Below are 25,398 nucleotides of genomic sequence, written 5' to 3' on the forward strand. Positions count from 1 at the left end.
ACTGAACGGGGCGCTGTGAAAAATAGGTGGGCGCTGAATGAAAATTCCATAGGGCCGATGGAAATTCGCCGCCATGGCTTGCACTATGACGGCCCCCAGAAAAGCACAGCAGGAACCCCGGCCATGTCTGACGACAGCTATTACTATGAACCCGCCAAGGGCCACGGCCTGCCCCATGACCCGTTCAATGCCATCGTCGGCCCACGGCCGATCGGTTGGATTTCGTCTCACGACCGCGAAGGTCGCCTGAACCTGGCGCCCTACAGTTTCTTCAATGCGTTCAACTACATTCCGCCGATCATTGGGTTTTCCAGTGTCGGGCGCAAAGACAGCCTGAACAATATCGAACAGACCGGCGAGTTTGTGTGGAACCTGGCCACTCGCCCGTTGGCCGAGCAGATGAACCAGAGCTGTGCCGCCGTACCACCAGAGGTGAATGAGTTCGAGTTGTCCGGCCTGACGCCAGTGGCCTCGAAGATCGTCGGCGTGCCGCGGGTGGGCGAGAGCCCGGTGTCGTTCGAGTGCAAGGTCACGCAGATCATCCAACTGCAGCGTGCCGACCAGGTGCTGGTACCCAGTTGGCTGGTGCTGGGCGAGGTGGTCGCGGTGCATATTGCCAAGTGGCTGCTCAAGGATGGGATCTACGACACCGCCGCCGCCGAACCGATCCTGCGTGGCGGTGGCCCGGGGGATTACTTCCAAGTGGGCCCTGAGGCGCTGTTCAAAATGTATCGCCCAGGCGCCACCAAACCCTGACTGCAATGCAGAAAAAATGTGGGAGGGGGCAAGCCCCCTCCCACACTGGATCGACGGCGTGCGTCAATTTGTGGCAGTTGCCCAGGTCAACTGACCTTCTGCATCGACGTCAGTCAACAACTCAAGTTGCAGCGTTGCCGCATCGTCGGCATCGGACGCCGTCTTGAACGTCTGTCCATCCAGGATCTTGTGAAACTGCGGTGCGCCCATGCCATCCAGCGCCTTGACGGCGACGGCGGCGCTGTAGCCCTCTTCGCCCGGTACTACGGCGGAAACGGCTTCGTGGTGAGCAAATTGTTTACGTGCCATGTTGCAGGTCCTGGCCAATGGAAAGTCGGCCATTCTAAACCCTAACCGGCGAGTTGCAGGTACTCGCCGTAGGCATTAGCGGCGGATGCATCGGTGAAGGTCTGGAAGTCCATGCTGCGCACGACCATGTCGTTCAACAGCTCGGAGAAGATCATCAGGGCCGGCGAGTTGAAGTAGGCACTCATCGCCTGTTCGCTGCTCCAGAAGCCCGAGACCAGCCAGACATCAGGATCGACCTGGGAATGCTGCAACGAAAATTGCAGGCAACCCTGAGCCTGACGGCCCGGTTCGATCAAACTGCTCAAGCGAGCACCGAGTTCGGTGCTGCAACCGCTGCGGGCGCGGATAAAGGCCATATGGCTCGCGGGAATGGGGGTGGACATGTTCGACTCTCCCGTTGAGAAGTGATGCTCGGCAAGCACGGTGAGGGCGTGTTGCCACAGGATCAAAGATAACGGCGCAGGTCGAGGCGCGGTTAGTCGATTCCTGCCGGCTTATTGCACAATCCTGCGAAAAGCGTAGACAGGACGCTTGCCCGCCGGTTTTATTCCACAGGCAGACTTCATGTTTCAGGGCGATGACAGCTCTCCTGCTTGCCTGATTCATGATGTTCCGCAGGATCAGGCAAGGATTGTGCAGAATCGACATACCACGGTTTGAACAGCCGCCGCTAAGCTGAGCCCATCAAAAAAGCCTGCAGAGGACGTCCCATGTCGTCGCCCGAACCTAAGTCCGAGCCCCTCGAGGCCGAGATGGAAAAACAGCGCGCCGAACTGGCCAGCATCGTGCATCGGCATACCTGGGAAGACGGCTCCTACGGTACGGCGATCACGTCACTGTTCCTGAACCGCCACAACACGCCGCGCGACTTCAGCCCGGTGCTGGTGGAACCCGCCCTATGCATCCTGGCCAACGGCCGCAAGGAAGTGCGCCTGGCCGACGAAATCTTTGCCTATGACCCGCTCAATTACCTGGTGTTTTCAGTGTCGATGCCGGTGGCCGGACGGATCATCGATGCCACCCCGCAAGACCCTAACCTGTCGATCCGCATCAACATCGACCCGGCGCAGCTCACGGCCCTGATCGCAGAAGCCGGGCCGATGGGCGTGCCGTCGCGCCCGACCCCGCGTGGGATGTACGTCGACCGCATCGACAACCAACTGCTCGACGCCGTACTGCGCTTGACGCGCCTGCTCGATTCGCCCAAAGACATCGCCATGCTGGCGCCGTTAATCAGCCGCGAAATTCTCTACCGCTTGTTGCGTGGGCCACAGGGTTACCGGCTGTATGAAATCGCCGTGACCAACAGTCAGAGTCATCGGGTCAGCCAGGCGATCAAATGGCTCAATGGCAACTACGAACAGTCGCTGCGCATCGATGACCTGGCCAAGGAAGTGAACCTGAGCGTCTCGACCTTGCACCACCGTTTCAAGGCCATCACCGCCATGAGCCCGCTGCAATACCAGAAGCAGTTGCGCTTGCAGGAGGCGCGTCGGCTGATGATCGCCGAAGGGCTGGAAGCCTCGGCGGCCGGGTATCGGGTGGGGTATGAAAGCCCGTCGCAGTTCAGCCGCGAGTACAGCCGGTTGTTTGGTGCGCCGCCGCTGAGGGATTTGGCCAGGTTGCGTCAGAGCGTGTGATTCACTGCCGATCAGATGTGGGAGGGGTGGTGCGACGGTTCGACTTGCTCCCGATTGCGGCGTGTCAGTCACAGCTATTTTATCTGAACCACCGCAATCGGGAGCAAGCCCCCTCCCACATTTGCCCAATGGTGTTCTTCAGTCGAGGGTTCGGGGGAGCTGCAAGGTGACCCGCAAGCCACCCTCGCGCAAATTCTGCAAACTCACTTCGCCGCCATGGCTGTGCGCAATGTTACGTGCGATGCCCAGGCCCAGGCCGTAGCCCTGCTGCTGGCCGGCGAGGCGGAAATGCGGTTCGAAGACCTGCTCCAGGCGCTGTTCCGGTACCCCCGGGCCTTCGTCGTCGACGTGCAGGATGAACTCCGCGCCATCGTCCTCAATATGCAAATGGGCGTTCTGCCCGTACTTCAATGCGTTGTCGATCAGGTTGCCGATGCAGCGCTTGAGCGCCAGCGGCTTGCCCGGATACGGCGCCAAGGCCCGCCCATGCTGGGTCACGCGGCCGTTGCCGTTGGGCGCCAGGTACGGCTCCACCAGGCAGTCGAGCACATGGTTGAGGTCGACCGGTTCGATATTTTCGTGGATGTCGGTGTCTTTCACGCACTGCAGCGCGCCTTTGACCAGCAACTCCAACTCGTCCAGGTCGCGGCCGAATTTGCTTTGCAGGTTTTCATCTTCGAGCAATTCAACCCGCAGGCGCAGGCGCGTGATCGGTGTGCGCAAGTCGTGGGAGATCGCACTGAACAACTGGCTGCGCTCAATGAGGTAACGGCTGATGCGTTCGCGCATGGCATTGAATGCGCGCCCCACTTCGACCACTTCACTGCCGCCGCCTTCGGCCACCGGTTCCACGTCGGCGCCCAGCGACATGTCCCGCGCTGCCCGCGCCAGGCGCTTGAGCGGCCGGCTCTGCCAGTGGACCAACAGACCGATGAACAGCAGCAAAAAGCCGCTGGTCAGCACGATAAACCACACTTGCTGCGAGGGCAGGCCTTGTTCCTCGAGACTGGTGTACGGCTCGGGCAACAGCGAGGCGATGTACAGCCATTCGCCGGGAGCGAGTTGGATCTGGGTGACCAGCACTGGCGGGTTCACCGGTTCCAGGGTCAGCGCGTAATGCGCCCAGGAACGTGGCAGTTCATCGAGCTTCAACCCGGCATTGAAGATGCGCAGGTCTTCGGCGCTGACAAATTCCACCGAGATATGCACATCGGCGCCCAAGGTCTGGCGCAGCACTTCATCGACCGCTTTGAGCACCGCTTGCTTGCGCGGGGTCTGCGGCAAGATCGCCATGTCCAGCGGGCGGTCATTGAGCGTCACCACAAAACGTGTGCCGCCCATGCTGCGCAATTGGTCGAGAACCAACGGGCGATAAGCCACCGGCAACGAGCGGAAATAGCTCACGCTGGCCGTCATCGAATGCGCCAGGCTACGGGCGCTGGTGACCAGCCCTTCGAGCTGGGTGGCGCGCAATTGCGAAACCCAGATCACGCTGGACAGCGCCTGGGCGAACAGCACCGCGAGCAGCGTCAGCAGCAGCATGCGCCCGAGCAGCGAGCGCGGCACCGGCAAGCGGCGGCGCCGTTCGCTCAGGTGTTCAGTGGGCATTGCCGGCAACCACGCTGGCTGCCAGTTGATAGCCGCTGCCGCGCACGGTGCGGATCAACCTCGGCGGTTTTTCCGTGTCGCGCAGGCGTTGGCGCAGGCGGCTGACGGCCATGTCGACAATCCGGTCGAGCGGCATCAGGTCGCGGCCACGGGTGGCGTTGCCGATGGTGTCGCGGTCGAGGATTTGTTGCGGGTGGTCGAGAAACAGCTTGAGCAGGGCAAAGTCTGCCCCGGAGAGGATCACCTCTTCGCCGTCGACGTGAAACAGTCGGTGGCTGATCGTGTCCAGGCGCCATTCATCGAACGCCAACACGTCGCCATTGCCGCTGCGCTCCTGGCCGAACTGGCAGCGGCGCAACAGGGCCTTGATCCGCGCCTGCAACTCGCGGGGGCTGAAAGGCTTGCCGATATAGTCATCGGCGCCCAGTTCCAGGCCGATCACGCGGTCGGCTTCGTCGGAACTGGCGGTGAGCATGATGATCGGCACCTGCGCCTGGCGCGGGTGCTGGCGAATCCAGCGACACAGGCTGAAGCCGTCTTCGTCCGGCAACATCACATCGAGGATGACCAGGTCGCACGGAGCCTCGTCCATCGCCTGACGGAACCCCGCACCGTCCGGCACGCCACGTACCTGGAAACCGGCGCGACTGAGGTAGGTTTGCAGCAATTCGCGGATTTCCTGGTCGTCGTCGACGAGGAGAATCGATTTACTGAATACGCTCACGGGGTCCTCCTTGTTGTTATGGCCATGCTGTAGGAGCGAGCTTGCTCGCGAAAATCCTGAGGCTGCCGCGTATCACCTGATGCGCTTCGTTATCGTCAACATTCTTCGCGAGCAAGCTCGCTCCTACAGGGCGAATGCCTGTTCGAGCGCCACCCCAGCCCCGGTCAACCCGGAATACGGCGCGGTTACCAGCCATACCGGAATGCCCTTGAAGTAGTCGCTCATGCAGCCTTTGTCACTGAAGCTCTTGGCAAAATCGCTGTGGATAAAGAAGTCGGCAAACCGCGGGATCACCCCGCCGACGATATACACACCGCCCCGTGCGCCGGTGGTCAGCACGTTGTTACCGGCTACGCGGCCCAGCCAGATACTGAACTGGTTCAACACTTCCATCGCGACAGGGTCGCCGGCCAAGCCTGCCGCCGTGATCGCTTCCGGCGTATCCAGCACCGGCGTGTGACCATCCACCGCACAGATCGCCCGATACACCCGTGGCAAACCTGCACCACTCAAGGCGCTTTCAGCGCTGACATGGCCGATCTCAGTGTAAATGTGCTGCCACAGCTGGGCTTCCCGTGGGCTGCTCAGGGGCAGGTCGACATGCCCGCCCTCCCCCGGCAACGCGGCCCAACGGCCGCCGCCCAGGTCGAGCAAGGTGCCGACGCCCAGGCCGGTGCCCGGACCGATCACCACCGCCGGGCGCAACGGTTCCGGCGTGCCAGGGCAGACCACACGGAATTCGTCGGGCTTCAAGCGGGTCATGCCCAGGGCCATGGCCGAGAAGTCATTCACCAGTAGCAGTTCATCCACTTGCAAGGTGTTGCAAAACGCAGTCTTGCTCAGGCGCCAGTGGTTGTTGGTGAATTTAAATTCATCACCGCTCACCGGCCCGGCCACCGACAGGCACACCGCGCCGATGTCGCCGATCGCCAGGCCTTCTTCCTTGAGGTAGACCTTGATCGCGTCCTCAGGGCAATTATGATCCGCGGTGGCATGCACCCGGATCGAATGCAGTGCCTGATCCCGCCACAACGCAAAACGGGCGTTGGTACCGCCGATGTCACCGACCAGCGCAAGTTTCACTTAAGCGTCTCCAAGGCACAGGTAAAGGCGCTGGCGCCCTGCTCTGCGGAGCTTGCGGCCAAGCGCATAAATGCGAACAGCTCGCGACCGGCCCCCACGTTATTGCCCAACAGGCCCGTGGCAGGTGTGCGCGCTGCAAATTCTTCGGCGTCCACCTTAAGCTCCAAGGTGCCTTTGACGCCATCCACGCGAATGATATCGCCATCGCGCACGCGAGCCAGCGGACCGCCGCTGTGGGCTTCGGGGTTGACATGGATCGCGGCGGGGATCTTACCCGAGGCGCCGGACATCCGCCCGTCTGTCACCAGCGCCACGTTGAAACCACGGTCCTGCAACACGCCAAGGAACGGGGTCATCTTGTGCAATTCGGGCATGCCGTTGGAGCGCGGCCCCTGGAAGCGCATCACCGCGACAAAGTCTTTTTCCAACTGGCCGGCCTTGAACGCATCGGCCAGATCTTGCTGGTCCTGGAACACCACCGCCGGGGCTTCGACGATCTGGTGCTCGGGGGCCACGGCAGAGACCTTCATCACGCCACGGCCGAGGTTGCCTTCCATCACGCGCAAGCCGCCTTCCGGCGAGAACGCACGGGCCACGGGGCGCAGGATGGTTTCGTCGAGGCTTTCGATCGGGCCCTCGCGCCAGATCAGCTCGCCGTCGACCAGGAACGGTTCCTGCGTGTAGCGGCTCAGGCCCTTGCCGGCCACAGTGTTGACGTCTTCGTGCAGCAGGCCGGCTTCGAGCATTTCGCGGATCAGGAACGACATGCCGCCCGCCGCCTGGAAGTGGTTGATGTCGGCCTTGCCGTTTGGATACACGTGCGACAGGGTCGGCACCACTGCAGAGAGGTCGGCCATGTCCTGCCAGGTCAGGATGATACCCGCCGACATGGCGATAGCCGGCATGTGCAGGGTGTGGTTGGTGGACCCGCCGGTGGCGTTGAGCGCGACGATGGCGTTGACAATGGATTTTTCGTCGACGATCTCGCCGATCGGCGTGAAGTTGCCGTTGGCCTTGGTCAGACGCGTGACCTGATGCGCGGCTTCGCGGGTCAGCGCGTCACGCAGCGGCGTGTACGGGTTGACGAACGAGGCGCCGGGCAAATGCAGGCCCATCACTTCCATCAGCAACTGGTTGGTATTGGCGGTGCCATAGAAGGTGCAGGTGCCGGGGCTGTGGTAGGACTTCATCTCCGACTCCAGCAGCTCTTCGCGGCTGGCCTTGCCTTCGGCGTAGCGCTGGCGCACGTCGGCCTTCTGCTTGTTGGAGATGCCCGAGGGCATTGGCCCGCCGGGGACAAAGATCATCGGCAGATGGCCGTAGCGCAGGGCGCCCATCATCAGTCCGGGGACGATCTTGTCGCAGATGCCCAGCATCAGCGCCGCATCGAACATGTTGTGGGACAGCGCTACCGCCGTGGACATGGCAATGACTTCACGGCTGAGCAGGCTCAGCTCCATGCCCGGTTCGCCCTGGGTCACGCCGTCGCACATGGCAGGCGTGCCGCCGGCGAACTGGCCGACCGAACCGACTTCGCGCAGGGCCTTTTTGATCTGTTCAGGGAAATGTTCATACGGCTGGTGCGCCGAGAGCATGTCGTTATATGACGAAACAATTGCCACGTTGGCGGCGTTCATCATGCGCAGGCTATTTTTATCTTCGGTGCCGCAACCGGCCACGCCGTGGGCAAAGTTGGCGCATTGCAGCTTGCCGCGCATCGGGCCGTCGCTGGCTGCGCCGCGAATGAGCGCAAGGTAAGCCTCACGGGTAGCACGACTGCGGGCGATAAGCCGTTCGGTGACCTCAAGAACGCGGGGATGCATGTGTAGAACTCCAGGCTAGCGGATGTGGCGACCTGAGCGTCTATGCTGATCAAACGCCCGCAGCACATGGGATGGCAGGGAGTCGTTTGGATCATCGGACCAGTTGATTCAGGTCACTCGTTGTAGATTGAACAAAATATTGCCATTAAAAAGGCTTGTTTTCTATTTTTATGCGAATAATCTTGTAATTCTTACAACAAATCGACGACAGGCAGCTTCCAATGACTCTTCGAATCGCAATCAATGGTTTTGGCCGTATCGGCCGCAATGTCTTGCGCGCACTGTATACCCAAGGCTATCGCCAGGATTTGCAGATCGTCGCCATCAATGACTTGGGCGACAGCTCGATCAATGCCCACCTGCTCAAATATGACACCGTCCACGGTACTTTCGATGCAGAGGTCGCCCACGATCAGGAAAGCCTGACCGTCAATGGTGACCGGATCGCCGTCAGTGCCATTCGCAACCCGGCCGACCTGCCCTGGGCTGCGCACAATATCGACGTGGTGTTCGAATGCACCGGCCTGTTCACCGACCGTGCCAAGGCTGCCGCCCATATTAGCGCCGGCGCGCGCAAGGTGATCATCTCCGCCCCGGCCAAAGGCGCGGATGCCACCGTGGTCTACGGGGTAAACCATGACATTTTGCGTCAATCCCACCAGATCATCTCCAACGCCTCCTGCACCACCAACTGCCTGGCGCCGGTGGCCCAGGTGCTGCACCGCGAGCTGGGCATCGAAAGCGGCCTGATGACCACCATCCATGCCTACACCAACGACCAGAACCTGACCGACGTCTACCACACCGACCCCTACCGCGCGCGCTCGGCCACCCAGAACATGATCCCGAGCAAGACCGGCGCCGCCGAAGCGGTCGGCCTGGTGCTGCCGGAACTGGCGGGCAAGCTGACCGGCATGGCCGTGCGGGTGCCGGTGATCAACGTATCGCTGGTGGACCTCACCGTACAGTTGAAAAAAGACGCCACGGCCGAGGAAGTCAACGCGCTGCTCAAGGAAGCCAGCCAGCACTCGAAAATCCTCGGCTACAACACCCTGCCGCTGGTTTCCAGTGACTTCAACCACAACCCGCTGTCGTCGATCTTCGACGCCAACCACACCAAGTCCAGCGGCAAACTGCTGAAAGTACTGGCCTGGTACGACAACGAGTGGGGCTTCTCCAACCGCATGCTGGATAACTGCCTGGCACTCTGCAACGCCGAATAAGCCCTTGCGGGAGGGCTTTTGTGGGAGGAGCGGTTCGACTTGCTCCCTCCCACATTTGATCTGTATAGACCCAGAGAAATAGCGGCTTGCCATTTGCGCTGATGATACGCATTATCATTAACTGCAAATCGGTCCGGTATTACTGTGAGCCAATCTCGCTTCAACCAAGTCTTTCTCACCCAACGGGTGATTCTGCTACGCACCTTGCAGCGGATGGTGAACAACCACAGCACCGCCGAAGACCTGTTGCAGGAAACCTACCTGCGCGTTACCCGGGCCCTGAGCGAGCGGCCGATCGATCACCTCGAACCCTTCGTCTACCAGACCGCGCGCAACCTCGCGCTGGATCACTTGCGTTCGCGCAGGATACAGGCCCGCACACTGCAGGAAGATGTCCCGCTGGACGTCCTGCAAAGTGTCGCCGCCCCCATCAGCACGCCCGAAGACGCGACCCAGGCCGAGCAACTGCTTGAGCACCTGAGCATCAGCCTCGGCCAGTTGAGCGCGCGCCAGCAGCAGATATTCATCCTCAGCCGCCTGCACGGTTGCAGCTACCAGGAGATTGCCGATCAGTTGGAAGTGTCCTTGAGTACGGTGCAAAAGGAACTGAAATTGATCATGGCCATCTGTGTAGGTGTGGCCGAACGGCTGGATCAGCCTTAAGCTTCATCCGACAGAAATGTCGATCCAGGCTGTAGGAAAGATAAATAGAACGCCGCGAAGACCCGAGGCACACCGTGACGGACCCGAATAAACTGCGCCCCCATGCGCTGGCTCATGAGGTGCTGCAAGACCCGGCGATGGACCAGGCCCTCGACTGGCTGATCGCCTTGCAGTGCCCGCAACCGGGGCAGCAGGCCGCGTTCGAAGCCTGGCTGGCCGGCGATCCGGCGCGCGCCCAGGCCTTCGGCAAAGCCCAGGCGGCCTGGGGTGGTGCGCCCGTCCACAGCGCCGCCGTCGCCCTGGCGGCACCGCGCAAGCCCAGCGCCTGGCGCCGCATCAAGCCACATTGGAAACCACTGGCCACCGCCGCCGTATTGATGCTCGGGCTGTTCAGCTTCAGCAACCTGCCGGTACGCCTGCAAGCCGACCACCTCACCGTGGTGGGTGAACGCCAGCGCCTGCAATTGGACGAGGGCTCGAACGTCTTGCTGAACACCGATTCGGCGTTCTCCAGCAGCATCAAAGACCACCAGCGCATCGCCCGCCTCTACCAGGGCGAAGCGTTTTTCGAGGTCATGCCCAACCGCGGCCTGCCCCTGGAAGTCGACGCCGGCCCCGTGCGCGCCAGCGTGCGCGACACCGCGTTCGCCGTGCGTTACCTCAATGGCGAAGCCCAGGTGCAGGTGCAGCGCGGCGATGTCGACCTGAGCAACACCTTCGACGATGCCCGCGTGCGCCTGAGCGCCGGGCAAAGCATCCGCATCGGCCCCAAGGGCTTCGGCCAACCCGCCAGACTCGACGCCAACAAAGACCTGGCCTGGGTCCAGGGCCGGCTGATCTTCGAAAACTGCCCGATGAGCGAAGTGCTCGCCGAACTACGCCGCTATTACCCCGGCTGGATCCTCAACACCAACGAGCAACTCGCCAGCGTCGCCGTCACCGGCAACTACCGCCTCGACCAGCCGTTGGACGTGGTGCGCTCCCTGGCCCACATCACCTCGGCCAAGCTCTCTGAATACCCGGCACTGGTGATCTTGAACTAAATGAGAATTATTTTTACTCGATAGTGATCGGCGGTACGTCTCGTCTTAGCCAATGCAACTGATTCCCATTTGAATTGGTTCGCAACTATAAGATTCGTATCTCCGGAGCGCTTTCGATGTCTTCTCGTTTCAATCGCCGGTCTTCTTCACCCGTGCTGTCCTTGCTGACCGCCGCCATCCTGCTGGCCGGTACGCCGGTGATGGTCGCCGCCGCCGAACCCACCGCCCGCAGCCACGGCAACTACAGCTTCAGCATCGAACAGCAGCCGCTGGTTGCGGCACTCAATGCCTTCACCGCCGTGACCGGCTGGCAAGTCGGCCTGCCGGCCGAGCTGGGCCAGGGTGTGTCGTCGCCTGGCGTGCGCGGTGCGCTGTCGCCGGAAAAAGCCCTGGAGCGCTTGTTGGTGGGGACCAACCTGAGCTACCGCAAACTCGGCAACAACAGCATTGCCCTGGAAAAGCGCGCTGCTGGCAGCGTCCTCAACCTGCAACAGCTGACCATCAGCGCCACTCGTAACGAGCAGGACGTCAACAGCGTACCGAACACCGTCAGCGTGCATGAGCGTGCAACGCTGGACCGCCAGAACGTCAACAACATCCGTGAGTTGGTGCGCTACGAACCCGGCGTCTCGGTCGGTGGCGCCGGCACTCGCGCCGGCAACGCGGGCTACAACATTCGCGGTATCGACGGCGACCGCATCCTTACCCAGGTCGATGGCGTGGAAGTGCCGGACAACTTCTTCAACGGCCCCTACGCCAAGACCCGTCGCAACTACGTCGACCCGGAAATCGTCAAGCGCGTAGAAATCCTGCGCGGCCCGGCGTCGGCCCTGTACGGCAGCAGCGCCATCGGCGGGGCGGTGAGCTATTTCACCCTCGATCCGGACGACATCATCAAACCCGGCCAGGACATCGGCGCCCGCCTCAAGACCGGCTACAGCTCCGCCGATGAAAGCTGGCTGACCTCCGCCACCGTCGCCGGCCGCGTGCAGGACGTCGACGGTTTGCTGCACCTGAGCCAACGCAATGGCCATGAAACCGAAGCCTACGACGGCAACAACGCCACCGGCCTGGCCCGCACCGGCGCCAACCCCGAGGAGGCGCGCACCACCAACGTGCTGGCCAAGCTGGGCTGGAATTATGGCGATGACAACCGTCTGGGCCTGACTTACGAGAAGTACAAGGACGATCGCGACGTCAACCTGAAGAATGCGGTGGGAGGCCCGTTCGTCGGCGGCCAAGGCTTCAATCTCTACCGTGACCGACGGGGCAACGACACCATCACCCGCGAACGTTTCGGCCTGGAAAACACCTTCGCCCTCGACTCGCCCATGGCTGATCGCATCAAGACCAGCCTCAATTACCAGATCGCCAAGACCGACCAGACCACCGCAGAAATCTACCAGGCGGGCCGTCGGGTATTGCGCACCCGCGACACGCTTTACGAAGAAAAGCAGTGGATATTCGATGCCCAGTTGGACAAGGCTTTCAGCCTCGGCGAGACCGATCACCAAGTGACCTACGGCACCACGCTCAAGCAGCAGAAAGTCACTGGCTCCCGCGAGGGCGCGGCCACTTGCCTCGCCGTCGGCGCCGGTTGCACAGCCATTGGCGCGCCCAGCCCAACGGCCAGCGACAGCGTGACGAAGACCAGCGACTTCCCGGACCCAACCATCAACACCTATTCGCTGTTTGCCCAGGATCAGATCGCTTGGGACAAATGGACCTTCCTGCCCGGCGTGCGTTATGACTACACCCGGCTCAAACCCAAGCTGACCCAGGAATTCCTCAGCAGCGTCAACCCGACCGGCCAATACCCGGTGAGCGACAAGGAAAAAACCTGGCACCGTGTCACCCCCAAGTTCGGCCTGACTTACGCCCTGACCGATCACTACACCGTGTTTGGCCAATACGCCGAAGGCTTCCGCACGCCCTCGGCCAAAGCGCTGTACGGACGCTTTGAAAACCTGAACCTGGGCTACACCGTCGAGCCCAACCCCGACCTCAAGCCGGAAACCAGCAAAGGCATTGAAACCGGGATTCGCGGCAAGTTCGACGCGGGCTCCTTCGACATCGCGGTGTTTTACACCAAGTACCGCGACTTTATCGACGAAGACAACGCGGTCGTCGGCGGCACCGTCGAACAGTTCCAGGCGGTCAATATCAAGCGCGCAACCATCAAGGGCGCGGAAGCCAAGGGCCGCTTGAACCTCGATGCCTTCGGCGCGCCCCAGGGCCTGTATACCCAGGGGTCGATTGCCTACGCCTATGGGCGCAACGACGATAGCGGCGAGCCGCTGAACAGCGTCAACCCACTCAAAGGCGTATTCGGCCTGGGTTACGAACAGGACAACTACGGTGGCCTGCTGAGCTGGACGCTGGTGAAAAAGCAGGATCGCGTCGACAGCAGCAGCTTCCACGCTCCCGACGGCAGCACCGACGGCCCGTTCAAGCCCCCTGGCTTCGGTGTGGTCGACCTGACCGCCTTCTACAAAGTCACCCAAGACGTGACGCTCAACGGCGGCCTCTACAACCTCACCGACAAGAAGTACTGGAACTGGGATGACGTGCGCAGCTACGACAGCGTCGGCGAAGCCAGTGTCACCGGCCCGGCCAACCTTGACCGCCTGACCCAGCCCGGTCGCAACTTCGCGATCAATGTGGTCTGGGACATCTGATCAACCCGCCTCGCCTCGTCGGAATTAATCAGCGATGAGGTGAGGATTTTTTACTGTGCCGCGTCTTCTTGTTCGTCTAGTTACTAACCGCCCAGCCACGCCCCAGGGCATCACGGCGCTCCCCTTCTCAAGGACTTTTTCATGACCGTTTCTCCTTCCGCAGAACGCCCAAGCCTGCGCTCCCAGCGCCTGAACCAGATCACCACCGCGCCGCACACCCGGCTCGACGCGCTGGTCAAGGCGCACGCGCCGTTTGAAACCCAGCCCAACTTCGCGCGTTTCGTGGTGGCGCAGTACCTGTTCCAGTCGGAACTAGTGGCGCTGTACAACGATGCCGACCTGATCAAGATCGTTCCCGACCTGGCCGAACGCTGCCGCGCCGACGCCGCCAGGCTGGACCTGGCCGACCTGGGCACCGACGTCCCGGCCCCCGTCCCCGGCGCCGTGCAGAACCCGAGCAAAGCCGAAGCCCTGGGCTGGCTGTTCGTCTCCGAAGGCTCCAAGCTGGGCGCCGCGTTCCTGATCAAGCGTGCCGTGGGCCTGGGCCTGAGCGAAACCTTCGGCGCCCGCCACCTCGGCGAGCCGGCCGGCGGTCGCGCCGAAGGCTGGAAGCGCTTCACCCGCACCCTCGACAGCCTGGAATTCAGCGCCGAAGAAGAAGCCGCTGTGGAAAAAGGCGCGATCAATGCGTTTATGCGCTTCACGGTGTTGCTCGAACAGGCTTACGCTACAGCCCCTGAACTGGCCTGATACTCGATTGAAATGTGATCGGTGGGAGGGGCTTTCTCCCTCCCACAATTAGATCTCATTCCAAGCCGATTTTTTGTTATCCCTACGTTGCACGCACCCATGACCGGCAAACCCCAATCCACCTCGAAAATCGCCCAGCTCCTCTTCGGCCTGCTGGCCTATGTCAGCCTGGGCATCGGGTTGGTGGCGATTGTCGTGCCGGGCTTGCCCACCACCGAATTCATCCTGCTGGCCGCCTGGGCCGCCACCAAAAGCTCGCCGCGCCTCAGCGCCTGGCTGGAAAACCACCGCCTGTTCGGGCCGATCCTGTTCAACTGGCGCAACGGCAAGATCATCACGCGCCGCGCCAAAATCAGCGCCACCGCCAGCATGCTGCTCTGCGCCGGCCTGATGCTGGTGATGCTCGATCACGGCTGGCCGATCTACCTGGCCATCGCCGGAATGAGCCTGGGCAACCTGTGGATCTGGTCCCGTCCGGAACGGCTCGCACGCCCTATATAACGCTGGATGTAGGCACTCTCCGACCGCTCATCGCTTACCGCTCATGAAAGCTCAGGTTGCGCCGATGTTCCGGATAATGCGCCGAATGGACTTGGCCCAGCTCGCATACCAACAAGTCCATTCGTGAGTGAACCTATGTTCGATACCCTCTCCATCCGCTTGAAAATCGTCCTGCTGTCCGGCCTCTGCCTGCTGGGAGTGATTGCGCTGGTGGTCGGTATCAACATTTACAACACCGCGCAGAACGACGCGCTGGTCAGCGACTCAAGCTCACGAATGCTCACCGCCAGCGTGGAACAACTGCTGCAAGCCAAGGCCGCCGAACAAGCGGTGCAATTACAGAGAACCTTCGGCGACAGCCTGGTGGCAGTGACCGCCCTCGCCGACCAGGTCAAAGACCTGCGCAACCTGGCCGCCAAGCGCTCCCTCGAACCCGGCGCGTTGCGTGAAGAACTCAACCAGAGCCTGAAAACCGCGTTTGAACGCAACAGCAAGGTGCTGGGCATCTGGCTGGCGTTCGAACCCAACGGACTGGAGGGCAAGGACAGCGAGTTTGTCGACGACAAGGCGCGGGCTTCCAACGAAAAAGGCCGTTTCTCCAGCTACTGGAGCCGCGCTGGCGGCGAAGGTTTGAACACCGTCATGGTCGAAGATGACCTGAACAAGACCACCGCCAACCTCAATGGCACGCCCTACAACATCTGGTACACCTGCCCACGCGACACCCGCCGCACTTGCCTGCTGGACCCGTATGAAGACACGGTGGCCGGCAAGACTGTGTTGATGACCACCATCGCCCTGCCGCTGCTGTTGGACGGTAAAGTCATCGGCGTCCTGGGCGTCGATATCGCCCTCGACACTCTGCAATCAGCAACCGATGCGGCGCAGAAAGACTTGTTCAACGGTGCGGCGCACGTGGAGATTCTCTCCAGCTCCGGTTTGATCGCAGCCTACAGTGGCGAGTCAGGAAAAGTCGGCAAGAACCTCATCGATATCCTGGGCGCCGAAGGCAAAGAGATCGTGCAACTGCTGGCCAGTGACACGCGCATGATCCGCGAACAGGACGACACCATTCGCGCGGTGTACCCGGTCAAGCCGGTTGCCGATGCCAAGTCCTGGGGCGTGGTGATCAAGTTGTCCAAGGCCGTGCTGCTGGCCGACAACGTCAAGCTGCAAGCCGTACTCGACAAGGCCCAGGCCAGCGGCATGCTCAAGACTCTGCTGGTGGCGGCCGTCGCGGCATTGCTCGGCCTGCTGCTGATCTGGCTGACCGCCACCGGCGTGACCCGGCCGATCAACAGCGTGGCCGCCATGCTCAAGGACATCGCCAGCGGCGACGGCGACCTCACCCAGCGCCTGGCCTATGCCAAGAAAGATGAGCTGGGCGAACTGGTGAACTGGTTCAACCGCTTCCTCGACAAGCTGCAACCGACCATCGCGCAGATCAAGCAAAGCATCACCGAGGCCCGTGGCACGGCCGACCAGTCTTCGGCCATTGCACGCCAGACCAGCGAAGGCATGCAGGTGCAGTTCCGCGAGATCGACCAGGTGGCCACGGCGTCCAACGAAATGAGCGCCACCGCCCATGAGGTGGCCAACAGCGCCTCCAACGCCGCCAACGCGGCGCGCGGGGCCGATCAGTCGGCACGCGAAGGCATGTCGATCATCGAGCAGAGCACCCGCGATATCACCACCCTCGCCGACGAAGTCAGCAAGGCCGTGAGCGAAGTCGAAGCACTGGCCGTCAACAGCGAGCAGATCGGTTCAGTGCTGGAAGTGATTCGCAGCATTGCCGAGCAGACCAACCTGCTCGCGCTCAACGCCGCCATCGAAGCGGCACGCGCCGGGGAAAGCGGCCGCGGGTTTGCGGTGGTGGCCGACGAAGTGCGCAACCTGGCCAAACGCACCCAGGATTCGGTGGAGGAAATTCGTCAGGTGATCGAACGCATCCAGAACGGCACCCGTGGCGTGGTGGCGACCATGCACTCCAGCCAGCAGCAGGCCCAGAGCAACGCCGGGCAGATCCATCAGGCCGTTCAGGCGCTGGGCAAGATCAGCGACGCGGTGACGGTGATCAGCGACATGAACCTGCAGATCGCCAGCGCCGCCGAACAACAGAGCGCCGTGGCCGAAGAGGTCAACCGCAACGTGTCGGCGATCCGCAGCGTGACCGAGACCCTCACCGGCCAGGCCACGGAGTCGGCGGCCATCAGCAGCCAACTCAATGCCTTGGCCACTCAGCAGATGAAGTTGATGGATCAGTTCAAGGTGTAAAAACACCACAGGACCAATGTGGGAGGGAGCTTGCTCCCTACACATTTAGAGACCAGGCCAAGCCTGCACAAACGCCGCCAAGTCTTCTTTCGGCGCGGTACGCGGTGGGTTCTGCGGCGTGCCCAGATACAAGAAGCCGATCACCTCCTCTCCCGCCGTCAGCCCCAGGCCCTTGGCCACATGGGCCGAGTAGGACAAATCCCCGGTGCGCCACACCGCACCAATCCCCTGGGCGTAGGCCGCCAGCAGGATGCCATGGGCCGCACACGCCGCCGCCAGCAACTGCTCGGATTTCGGCACCTTGAAATGCTCCTGCAGGCGAGCAATCACCACCACCACCAGCGGCGCGCGCATCGGGCCGTTCTGGGCCTTGTCGAGGGCGGCCTGCGGGGCGTCGGGGTCTTGCAGGCGGGCGGCTTCGACCAGCAACGTGCCCATCTGCTCACGGGCCGCGCCTTCCACGGTGAGGAACCGCCAAGGACGCAACTGGCCGTGGTCCGGCGCACGCATGGCCGCGGCGAACAGCACATCACGCTGCTCCTGGGTCGGTGCCGGTTCCAGCAGGCGCGGCACGGAAACACGGTTGAGCAAAGCGTCGAGAGCCTGCATTGGCCACCTCCAGAGAAAAATGTGCGGTCATTCTAGCGGGAATGAATCGGCATGCCATCAAACGATAATTGCTATTATTCAAACCGCCCCGCCCTGTTAGACTTTGCGACCTTGTTTTTCGCCTTTTTTCAGGAAACTCGATGTTCCGTTCGCTTCTTTGCCTGTCTGCAGGACTAATGGCCATGAGCCTGGCTGCCTGCGATGACGCCCCCCGGTTTACCCAGGCTGAGCCGGGAGAAGCGCGGGCCGGCGGTACAACGACGGTGAACAAGCGCGACCAGAATGCCTTTTCCCTACCCTCGGCCAACCTGTCGCCGACCCGCCGCCTGGATTTCAGCGTCGGTAATAGTTTCTTCCGCAGCCCCTGGGTGATCGCGCCGTCCACCACCACCGCACGCGATGGGCTGGGGCCGCTGTTCAACACCAATGCCTGCCAGAACTGCCATATCAAGGACGGCCGTGGCCACCCGCCGCTGGCCGACGCGCAGAACGCGGTGTCGATGCTGGTGCGCCTGTCGATCCCGGATGCGCCGCCGTATGCCAAGCTCATCGAGCACCTCGGCGTAGTGCCCGAGCCGGTCTACGGCGGGCAATTGCAGGACATGGCCATACCCGGCGTGACGCCAGAGGGCAAGGTGCGGGTCGACTACACGCCGGTCAACGTCACGTTCAAGGACGGCAGCGTCGTCGAACTGCGCAAGCCCAACCTGCAAATCACCCAACTCGGCTACGGCCCGATGCATCCGGACACACGTTTCTCCGCACGCATCGCCCCGCCGATGATCGGCCTGGGCCTGCTCGAAGCGATTGCCGACGCGGACATCCTGCGCAACACCGACCCGAAGACCGCCGACAAGGAAGCCATCGTCGGCCGCGCGAATTGGGTCTGGGATGACGCCCGGCAGAAAACCGTGCTCGGACGTTTCGGCTGGAAAGCCGGGCAACCCAACCTCAATCAACAAAACGTTCACGCCTTTTCCGGTGATATGGGCCTCACCACGTCGCTGAAGCCCGTCGATGACTGCACTGACGCCCAGGTCGCCTGCAAGCAGGCGCCCAACGGCAACGGTCCCGATGGCGAACCGGAAGTCAGCGATAACATCCTGCGATTGGTGCTGTTCTACACCCGCAACCTGGCGGTGCCCGTGCGTCGCGACGTCAACGCGCCCCAGGTGCTGGCCGGGAAAAACCTGTTCTACCAAGCCGGTTGCCAGGGCTGTCACACGCCGTCGTTCACCACGCCAGCCAATGCCGCCGAACCTGAACTGGCCAACCAGGTGATCCGCCCCTACAGCGATCTGCTGCTGCATGACATGGGCGACGGCCTGGCCGATCACCGCAGCGAATTCAAGGCCAGTGGCCGCGACTGGCGCACGCCGCCGTTGTGGGGCATCGGCCTGACGCAAACCGTCAGTGGCCACACCCAGTTCTTGCATGACGGCCGCGCCCGCAACCTGCTGGAAGCCGTGCTATGGCACGGCGGTGAAGCACACGCGGCGCAGCAGCATGTGTTGTCTTTTAATGCCGAACAGCGCGCTGCGCTGCTGACGTTCCTGAATTCTCTATAAGCCTCGACCCACTTACCGAAGGGAGCTCGACATGTTCCGTCCCAAGTTGTTGTTCACCAGCCTGGCCGCCCTCGCCCTCGGCGCCTGCTCACCGCAAGACCCACAAGCGGTGACCTCGGCAGCCATCGCCAAGCAAGTGATCTTGCCGACCTACAGCCGCTGGGTGGAAGCCGACCGCCAATTGGCCGTCAGTGCCCTGGCGTACTGCCAAGGCAAGGAAAGCCTGGACACCGCACGCGCCGACTTCCTTCACGCCCAAAAAGCCTGGGCCGAGCTGCAACCGCTGCTGATCGGCCCGTTGGCCGAGGGCAACCGTTCGTGGCAGGTGCAGTTCTGGCCCGACAAGAAAAACCTCGTGGGTCGCCAGGTCGAGCAACTGGTCACCGCCCAGCCGCAGATCGATGCGGCTGCCCTGGCCAAGTCCAGCGTGGTGGTGCAGGGCCTGTCGGCCTATGAATACATCCTCTACGACGCCAAGACCGACATCGCCGACGCCGCGCAGAAAGCCCGGTACTGCCCGCTGCTAATGGCCATCGGCGAGCGCCAGAAAGCCCTGGCCGAAGAGATCCTCGCCAGTTGGAACAGCACCGACGGCATGCTCGCGCAGATGAGCAAGTTTCCCAATCAGCGTTACGCTGATTCCCACGAAGCCATCGCCGACCTGCTGCGCGTGCAAGTGACCGCACTGGACACCCTGAAGAAAAAGCTCGGCACGCCGATGGGTCGCCAGACCAAGGGCATCCCGCAGCCATTCCAGGCCGATGCGTGGCGCAGCCAGTCGTCCCTGCAAAGTCTGGAGGCCAGCCTCGCTGCGGCCCAGACGGTATGGGTCGGCGTCGACAACAAAGGCCTGCGGGGCTTGTTGCCGTCCGATCAAAAGGCGCTGGCCGAGAAGATCGACGCCGCCTACGCCGCATCCCTGAAACTGTTCGCCAGCAACCAGCGCACCCTCAACGAACTGTTGGGTGACGACGCCGGGCGCCAACAGCTCAACGATCTCTACGACAGCCTCAACGTCGTCCACCGCCTGCACGAAGGCGAGTTGGCCAAGGCGCTGGGCATCCAACTGGGCTTTAACGCCAACGACGGTGACTGATGATGCTCAGGCGACAGGCTTTGGCCATTGGCAGCGCGCTGCTCGGCGCACTCACGTTGGGCGGCTGGACGTTGTTCAAGCACAAAGACAAGGGCCCGCTGCTGCTGTCGGCGCGCGATGATGCAGACGGCAAACACTATGCCGTTGGCTATCGCCTGGACGGCCAGCGGGTGTTCGCCACGCAGGTCGGTCAGCGCTGCCACGACATCATCAACCACCCGACGCTGCCGATCGCGCTGTTTGTCGCCCGTCGCCCGGGCACCGAGAGTTACCTGATCGACCTGCGTGATGGCGCGCTGCTGCAAACCATCAGCTCGAACGCTGGCAGGCACTTCTATGGCCACGCGGTGATTCACAACAGTGGCGACTGGCTGTACGCCACCGAAAACGACACCTCCGACCCGGGCCGTGGCCTGCTCGGTGTGTACCGGTTCGAAGGCGAGCGGCTGGTGCACAGCGGCGAGATTTCCACCCATGGCATCGGCCCGCATCAGGTGTCGTGGATGCCCGACGGCGAAACCCTGGTGGTGGCCAACGGCGGCATCCGCACCGAGGCCGAAAGCCGGGTGGACATGAACCTCAACGCCATGGAGCCGAGCCTGGTGCTGATGCAACGCGACGGCAGCCTGATCAGCAAGGAAACCCTCGGCCAGCCGATGAATAGCGTGCGCCATATGGGCATCGCAAGCGATGGCACCATCCTCACCGGGCAGCAGTTCATGGGGCCGTCTCAGGAGCGTTCCGAGTTGCTCGCGATCAAGCGGCCGGGGCAGCCATTCGTGGCATTTCCGGTGGCCGATGAGCAACTGCAGGCAATGGGGCATTACACCGCCAGCGTCGCGGTACACAGCGAATTGCGCCTGGTGGCATTGACCGCGCCGCGCGGTAACCGCTTCTTTATCTGGGACATGGACAGCGGCAAATTGCGCCTGGACGGACCTTTGCCGGACTGCGCGGGTGTGGGTGCGGTAGCGGACGGGTTTGTCGTGACATCCGGCCAGGGGCGCTGTCGATTCTATGACTGTCGCCAGGAACAACTGATCGCAAAACCGTTGGAATTGCCGGCAGGGCTTTGGGATAACCATCTGCATCTGATCTGACGGTCAGCCGCTCAGGCTAATCCCGCACTGCGCCTGACAGCCAGATCGCAGGCGAAAAAAAGGGCCTCGTTTCACAAGGCCCTTTTCGGGTGGTTTCGATCGTTTCAACTTTGTGGCCCCACCCCTCGTGACATCCCGAACATGAACAACAGTAGGTCATGATCGGGCTTGACCGTCACCGTCGCCTTCGCGATGCGCGGCAGCAGGCATTGCCCGCCGCTTTGCACCGCACTGAGGACCTGTGTCCGAGGTTGTTCCCATGCAACCAGGGCCAGGGCAGCAACGCCCAACGCCCCGACCAGAAACAGACCTCGAGCTATTTCTAGCTTCATTTGGTTAAACCCTTGATAGCGCTGCCAAACGCCGTCTCGTAAAAGTAGCTGAGTTTTGCCCAGTCGCCATCGCTCCACGACGAATGGCGGCGCAGTTGCAGCATGTCATGGGAGGCCGCCCGATAAGCGGTCAGGCGCTGGCGGCACTTCTCAAAGTCCAGCAGCGCGACTTCCACGGTGGCCGAGTCGGGCTCACCCGTGACTCGCACAAAGATATGCTTGATGTACAGGCAACCATGTTGCCAGCGCCCCTTGTGCATGCGCGCCAACGTCGCTGCGAGTTCCTTGAGCAGGCGCTCATGGACCGCCTCACCGTACTGTTCACGGCCACCGGCGGCGTACCATTTTTCGATTTCGTCGAAACCGTCCAGCGAAGCCGTCACCAACAATGCCTTCCATTGGTGTTGCGGATCACGACGCGCCTCGCAGAACACCATCTCCGGCACCCGCACATTCAACGAGCGCAGGCCCTTGATGGCATCCCGTTCGCGCAACACAGTCGGGCGTCCAAACGGATGGAGCCAACTGCGGTAGATATGCCCGGTCTGACGCTTGCTGTAGAGCAGGCGCCCGGTGGGGCCCGCCACACGCTGCACACCACTTTCACCACCGCGCCGACGATTGGGCTCTTCGACCCACTCGCCCTGCAGGCGCCAGAAATAATCAAATCGCTCTTCGGGAGCTACGTGACTGCCTGCTACGCACTCAACTGCCATCCTGTTACCTCTTGCGCAATACATACACCCGCCACATGGCGTAGAGCGGGATGAAGTCCAGGGATTCCTGAACACGGAAACCGGCTTGCTCAAACTCTGCCTCTACAGTAGCCGCCGGCAATACAAACCGGTTTTGGTAACTTCCCTGCTCACCGTTGTTACGACGTTTTACTTCGACACGCTTGCGTTTCCAGGCCTTGAAGTTGCCATCCACCCACAACGAGATGATCACGCTGTCGCGGGTAACGCGATGAAATTCCCGCAGTATCGCCAGCCGGTGCTCAGGATCACCAATATGGTGCATCAGGCGCATGCAGAAGATGCTGTCGACCGAGTTATCTGGCAAATCGATATCAAAGGCCGATGTCTGCAAGGGTCGTACCCGTTTCACCACATCCGCCGGCTGGGAGAACGTCGCGACCTTCAACATCGACTCCGAATTGTCGGCGCCGATAATCACCCGGTTAGGTTTTTCAGCCAGCAGCGGCCAGAAACGCCCAGCACCACAAGGTAGGTCCAAGACTAGGCCGGGCTCACCGGCCATGGCCAATGCGCCGCGTGCCAATTGCTCGTCACGTTTGTGGGACAGCCGGCGAGCCAAATTGTCCTGATGCTTGAGCAAATAATTCTGCGCATGCTCATCGTCGTACTTATCGGAAAATTCGAGCTTAATCGGGGTAGGCATCTTACGTCTCCGTTTACTGATGCCTACGACCTTAGGTTGCGAAGTGTGACCAACAGGTCAACTCGTTGTGAAAAACTTGTCCTGTCCACGCTCATACATTTCAAGACTTTACAGACATAAATAATGTTAACGGGCCATCTTCGTCGAATTACACCGATCGTTGCCAGCACAGCGGTAGCACGGAAGATCAGGGTTTGACCTGACTCAACTGGACGTGAAAGCGGCAACCATTGGGCTCCATGGTGCTCAAACTGACGCTCCAGCCCTGGTTCTCGCAGATACGCTGCACCAGCGACAACCCCAGGCCAAGGCCTTCACCGCGCTTTTCGCTGCCGCGCACGAAGGGCTCGAACATGGCTTCGCGCTTGTCTTCGGGGATGCCGACGCCAGAGTCTTCCACAACAAAACCACTCGGTTCCAAGGTGAGTCGGATAAAGCCCTGCTCGGTGTAATGCAGTGCATTACGCAGCAAGTTGCCCATCACCGCATGCAGGAAGGTGGTGTTGTAGCGTGTGTCCAGGGGGTTGCCCGGCTGATAGATCAGTTGCAGGCCTTTATGCTCGATCGGCTCGCGCCAGAGGCCAAGCAAATCATCCGCCACCTGTATGAGGGTTACTCGGGGCGACATGGTGGCGTCGTTGTGCTGGGCGCGCGCCAGCATCAGGAAGGTCTGCACCAGTTCGCGCATTTCTTCGCAGGCCCTGGCGATGCGCAGCACCTGGTTGCGCCCGCGCTCGTCGATGGCCGGGTTTTCCAGCAGCAACTCGCAGGAACTGGCCAGGACCATCAACGGCGTGCGCAATTCGTGGCTCACGTCACTGGTAAACAACTGCTCGCGGGACAGTGCCTGGCGTAAACGGCCCAACGTGGCGTCGAAGGCCACGGCCAGCTCGCCCACTTCATCAGCAGCGTAATCCGGCGCCAGGGGCGGCGCCAGGCCGAGCAACTGGTCACGATGACGCACCTGGCGCGCCAGGCGCACCACCGGTGCCATCACCTTGCGGGCCAGCACCCAGCCAAGGAAGACCGCCAACGCCAGGCTGAGCACGAAGCCCACCAGCACCACCGCGAACAGCACGCGCTCGCGTTCTTCGAAATCACTCTGGTCCTGCAGCAGCACATAGCGCCGCCCGTCAACCACTTCGACCATGGCGTGGTACGACAACGCCTCGCGGAACACTTCATGGAAACCGGGTTCCAGGTGCCGCAGGTCCTTGGGCAGCTCAAAATCCCCGCGCCCGCCGCTGAAATAGAACAACTGATCCGGCTCGGGTCGGTGGCTCCAGTCTTCGACGCTGTCCATCAGCAGCAGGCGCTGCAAGTCGCCGCCCAAACCGGCCGAAATCAGCTTCTCTTCCACCAGATGCACCGTCGCGATGATACCTATGGCGAAGGCGCCTGCCACCAACGCGCTCATCAAGGCAAAGGCGATGATGATCCGCTGGGCAAGGCTTTGCTTAAACTCCATCACGACCCTCGGCCAGGCGGTAACCCACACCGTGTACCGTTTGCAGCAATGGTTTGGCGAAAGGTTTATCGATCACTTGGCGCAACTGATGGACGTGACTGCGCAGGCTGTCACTGTCGGGACAATCATCCCCCCATAGCGCTTCTTCGAGAATTTCCCGACGCAGTACGTGGGGACTTTTCTGCATCAACACCGCCAACAGCTTCAGGCCCACCGGGTTGAGTTTGAGCAGGCGCCCTTCTCGGGTGACTTCCAGGGTATCGAGGTCGTAATGCAGGTCGGCCACCTGCAGGGCACGGCGTCCGCCGCCGTGGGCGCGGCGCAGCACGGCTTCGATGCGCGCGGCCAGTTCCGACAGGGCAAACGGCTTGAGCAAGTAGTCATCGGCGCCGGACTTGAAGCCCTGCAGCCGGTCATCCAACTGATCGCGGGCGGTGAGCATGATCACCGGCGTGTCGCGGCGCGCGTCTTCACGCAGGCGTTTGCACAAGGTGTAGCCATCGATGCCAGGCAGCATGATGTCGAGCACGATCAAGTCGTAGTGCTCGGTGGCGGCCAGGTGCAGGCCCGACAAACCGTCCTGCGCGCAGTCCACGGTGTAGCCTTTGAGCCCCAGGTAATCCGCCAGGTTGGCCAGAATATCGCGGTTGTCTTCAACCAATAAAATTCGCATGGGCAGTGTCTCCGTACTTTCGTGCCAGCCGTGTGTTGGCTCGCGCAGCTTAAGGCCAAGTGATGCTCAGGGATAG

24 protein-coding genes and 1 pseudogene are annotated in these 25,398 nt (G+C 61.8%); 13 read left to right on the forward strand and 12 right to left on the reverse strand.

The window, feature by feature from the left end; translation table 11 throughout:
- Positions 1 to 123: 123 nt before the first annotated feature.
- Positions 124 to 756, forward strand: a complete 633-nt coding sequence (locus ACP7CJ_RS08990) for a flavin reductase family protein (RefSeq protein WP_426100148.1) — start codon at positions 124 to 126, stop codon at positions 754 to 756.
- Between the two features lie 63 nt (positions 757 to 819).
- Here ACP7CJ_RS08990 and ACP7CJ_RS08995 read toward each other — a convergent pair whose 3' ends face one another.
- Complete coding sequence (locus tag ACP7CJ_RS08995; protein ID WP_426100149.1) at positions 820 to 1,065, reverse strand: hypothetical protein; 246 nt, start codon at positions 1,063 to 1,065, stop codon at positions 820 to 822.
- A gap of 41 nt (positions 1,066 to 1,106) precedes the next feature.
- On the reverse strand, positions 1,107 to 1,448 hold the full coding sequence (locus ACP7CJ_RS09000; RefSeq protein ID WP_253398525.1) for an antibiotic biosynthesis monooxygenase family protein: 342 nt from the start codon (positions 1,446 to 1,448) through the stop codon (positions 1,107 to 1,109).
- 327 nt (positions 1,449 to 1,775) lie between these two features.
- On the opposite strand from ACP7CJ_RS09000, the gene ACP7CJ_RS09005 reads away from it, so the two are divergent.
- Positions 1,776 to 2,705, forward strand: a complete 930-nt coding sequence (locus ACP7CJ_RS09005) for an AraC family transcriptional regulator (RefSeq protein WP_426100150.1) — start codon at positions 1,776 to 1,778, stop codon at positions 2,703 to 2,705.
- A 138-nt stretch (positions 2,706 to 2,843) separates the two neighbouring features.
- Here ACP7CJ_RS09005 and ACP7CJ_RS09010 read toward each other — a convergent pair whose 3' ends face one another.
- From ACP7CJ_RS09010 to edd, 4 genes are all read right to left on the reverse strand, one after another.
- A complete protein-coding gene (locus tag ACP7CJ_RS09010; protein WP_276197992.1) occupies positions 2,844 to 4,271 on the reverse strand; it encodes an ATP-binding protein in 1,428 nt (475 codons plus the stop codon).
- A gap of 31 nt (positions 4,272 to 4,302) precedes the next feature.
- The gene (locus ACP7CJ_RS09015; RefSeq protein WP_253398529.1) at positions 4,303 to 5,037 is read right to left on the reverse strand and encodes a response regulator; all 735 of its coding nucleotides are present in this window, start codon (positions 5,035 to 5,037) and stop codon (positions 4,303 to 4,305) included.
- A 123-nt stretch (positions 5,038 to 5,160) separates the two neighbouring features.
- Positions 5,161 to 6,120 carry a glucokinase gene (locus tag ACP7CJ_RS09020; RefSeq protein ID WP_426100151.1) on the reverse strand — a complete coding sequence of 320 codons (960 nt, stop codon included), beginning with the start codon at positions 6,118 to 6,120 and terminating at the stop codon, positions 5,161 to 5,163.
- Complete coding sequence (gene edd, locus ACP7CJ_RS09025; RefSeq protein WP_426100152.1) at positions 6,117 to 7,943, reverse strand: phosphogluconate dehydratase; 1,827 nt, start codon at positions 7,941 to 7,943, stop codon at positions 6,117 to 6,119. Before edd ends, ACP7CJ_RS09020 begins: the two co-directional genes overlap by 4 nt.
- A gap of 221 nt (positions 7,944 to 8,164) precedes the next feature.
- Between edd and gap the strand changes: the two genes are divergently transcribed.
- From gap to ACP7CJ_RS09065, 8 genes and pseudogenes are all read left to right on the forward strand, one after another.
- The gene (gap, locus tag ACP7CJ_RS09030) at positions 8,165 to 9,166 is read left to right on the forward strand and encodes a type I glyceraldehyde-3-phosphate dehydrogenase (protein ID WP_046490029.1); all 1,002 of its coding nucleotides are present in this window, start codon (positions 8,165 to 8,167) and stop codon (positions 9,164 to 9,166) included.
- Positions 9,167 to 9,310: 144 nt separating this feature from the next.
- Positions 9,311 to 9,829 (forward strand): RNA polymerase sigma factor, encoded by a 519-nt coding sequence (locus tag ACP7CJ_RS09035; protein WP_247406377.1) that lies wholly within the window; start codon positions 9,311 to 9,313, stop codon positions 9,827 to 9,829.
- Between the two features lie 74 nt (positions 9,830 to 9,903).
- Positions 9,904 to 10,872 carry a FecR family protein gene (locus tag ACP7CJ_RS09040; protein WP_276194658.1) on the forward strand — a complete coding sequence of 323 codons (969 nt, stop codon included), beginning with the start codon at positions 9,904 to 9,906 and terminating at the stop codon, positions 10,870 to 10,872.
- A gap of 116 nt (positions 10,873 to 10,988) precedes the next feature.
- Positions 10,989 to 13,550 (forward strand): TonB-dependent receptor, encoded by a 2,562-nt coding sequence (locus ACP7CJ_RS09045; RefSeq protein WP_426100153.1) that lies wholly within the window; start codon positions 10,989 to 10,991, stop codon positions 13,548 to 13,550.
- A gap of 141 nt (positions 13,551 to 13,691) precedes the next feature.
- The gene (locus tag ACP7CJ_RS09050) at positions 13,692 to 14,300 is read left to right on the forward strand and encodes a biliverdin-producing heme oxygenase (protein ID WP_276194660.1); all 609 of its coding nucleotides are present in this window, start codon (positions 13,692 to 13,694) and stop codon (positions 14,298 to 14,300) included.
- A gap of 99 nt (positions 14,301 to 14,399) precedes the next feature.
- Complete coding sequence (locus ACP7CJ_RS09055) at positions 14,400 to 14,801, forward strand: YbaN family protein (RefSeq protein ID WP_426100154.1); 402 nt, start codon at positions 14,400 to 14,402, stop codon at positions 14,799 to 14,801.
- A 276-nt stretch (positions 14,802 to 15,077) separates the two neighbouring features.
- Positions 15,078 to 16,217: pseudogene (locus ACP7CJ_RS09060) on the forward strand (HAMP domain-containing protein); the annotation flags it as partial.
- 102 nt (positions 16,218 to 16,319) lie between these two features.
- On the forward strand, positions 16,320 to 17,075 hold the full coding sequence (locus ACP7CJ_RS09065) for a methyl-accepting chemotaxis protein (RefSeq protein ID WP_426100282.1): 756 nt from the start codon (positions 16,320 to 16,322) through the stop codon (positions 17,073 to 17,075).
- A 45-nt stretch (positions 17,076 to 17,120) separates the two neighbouring features.
- On the opposite strand, the gene ACP7CJ_RS09070 is transcribed toward ACP7CJ_RS09065, so the two are convergent.
- A complete protein-coding gene (locus ACP7CJ_RS09070) occupies positions 17,121 to 17,684 on the reverse strand; it encodes a nitroreductase family protein (RefSeq protein WP_276194662.1) in 564 nt (187 codons plus the stop codon).
- Between the two features lie 140 nt (positions 17,685 to 17,824).
- Here ACP7CJ_RS09070 and ACP7CJ_RS09075 point away from each other — a divergent pair, with 140 nt between their 5' ends.
- From ACP7CJ_RS09075 to ACP7CJ_RS09085, 3 genes are read left to right on the forward strand one after another with little or no spacing between them, the layout of a single operon-like run.
- The gene (locus ACP7CJ_RS09075; RefSeq protein WP_426100155.1) at positions 17,825 to 19,252 is read left to right on the forward strand and encodes a di-heme oxidoredictase family protein; all 1,428 of its coding nucleotides are present in this window, start codon (positions 17,825 to 17,827) and stop codon (positions 19,250 to 19,252) included.
- Between the two features lie 31 nt (positions 19,253 to 19,283).
- Positions 19,284 to 20,348, forward strand: coding sequence for an imelysin family protein (locus ACP7CJ_RS09080; RefSeq protein WP_247399748.1), 1,065 nt, complete (start codon positions 19,284 to 19,286; stop codon positions 20,346 to 20,348).
- 2 nt (positions 20,349 to 20,350) lie between these two features.
- Positions 20,351 to 21,448, forward strand: coding sequence for a DUF1513 domain-containing protein (locus tag ACP7CJ_RS09085; RefSeq protein ID WP_426100284.1), 1,098 nt, complete (start codon positions 20,351 to 20,353; stop codon positions 21,446 to 21,448).
- A gap of 104 nt (positions 21,449 to 21,552) precedes the next feature.
- Here the strand turns inward: ACP7CJ_RS09085 and ACP7CJ_RS09090 are convergent, their stop codons facing one another.
- The 5 genes from ACP7CJ_RS09090 to colR form a co-directional block, all read right to left on the reverse strand.
- Positions 21,553 to 21,780, reverse strand: coding sequence for a hypothetical protein (locus ACP7CJ_RS09090; RefSeq protein WP_276194664.1), 228 nt, complete (start codon positions 21,778 to 21,780; stop codon positions 21,553 to 21,555).
- Positions 21,777 to 22,496 (reverse strand): lipopolysaccharide kinase InaA family protein, encoded by a 720-nt coding sequence (locus ACP7CJ_RS09095; RefSeq protein ID WP_276194665.1) that lies wholly within the window; start codon positions 22,494 to 22,496, stop codon positions 21,777 to 21,779. The genes ACP7CJ_RS09090 and ACP7CJ_RS09095 overlap by 4 nt, the downstream gene beginning before the upstream one ends.
- 4 nt (positions 22,497 to 22,500) lie before the next feature.
- Positions 22,501 to 23,181, reverse strand: a complete 681-nt coding sequence (locus ACP7CJ_RS09100; protein ID WP_276194666.1) for a class I SAM-dependent methyltransferase — start codon at positions 23,179 to 23,181, stop codon at positions 22,501 to 22,503.
- 187 nt (positions 23,182 to 23,368) lie between these two features.
- Complete coding sequence (locus tag ACP7CJ_RS09105) at positions 23,369 to 24,649, reverse strand: sensor histidine kinase (RefSeq protein WP_426100156.1); 1,281 nt, start codon at positions 24,647 to 24,649, stop codon at positions 23,369 to 23,371.
- Entirely contained in the window at positions 24,639 to 25,322 is a 684-nt protein-coding gene (gene colR / locus ACP7CJ_RS09110; RefSeq protein WP_046382217.1) for a two-component system response regulator ColR, read from the reverse strand. Before colR ends, ACP7CJ_RS09105 begins: the two co-directional genes overlap by 11 nt.
- Positions 25,323 to 25,398: the final 76 nt, after the last annotated feature.

Origin of the sequence: Pseudomonas sp. PSPC3-2 (assembly GCF_049897085.1) — a bacterium.
GTDB classification, from domain to species: domain Bacteria; phylum Pseudomonadota; class Gammaproteobacteria; order Pseudomonadales; family Pseudomonadaceae; genus Aquipseudomonas; species Aquipseudomonas paraveronii.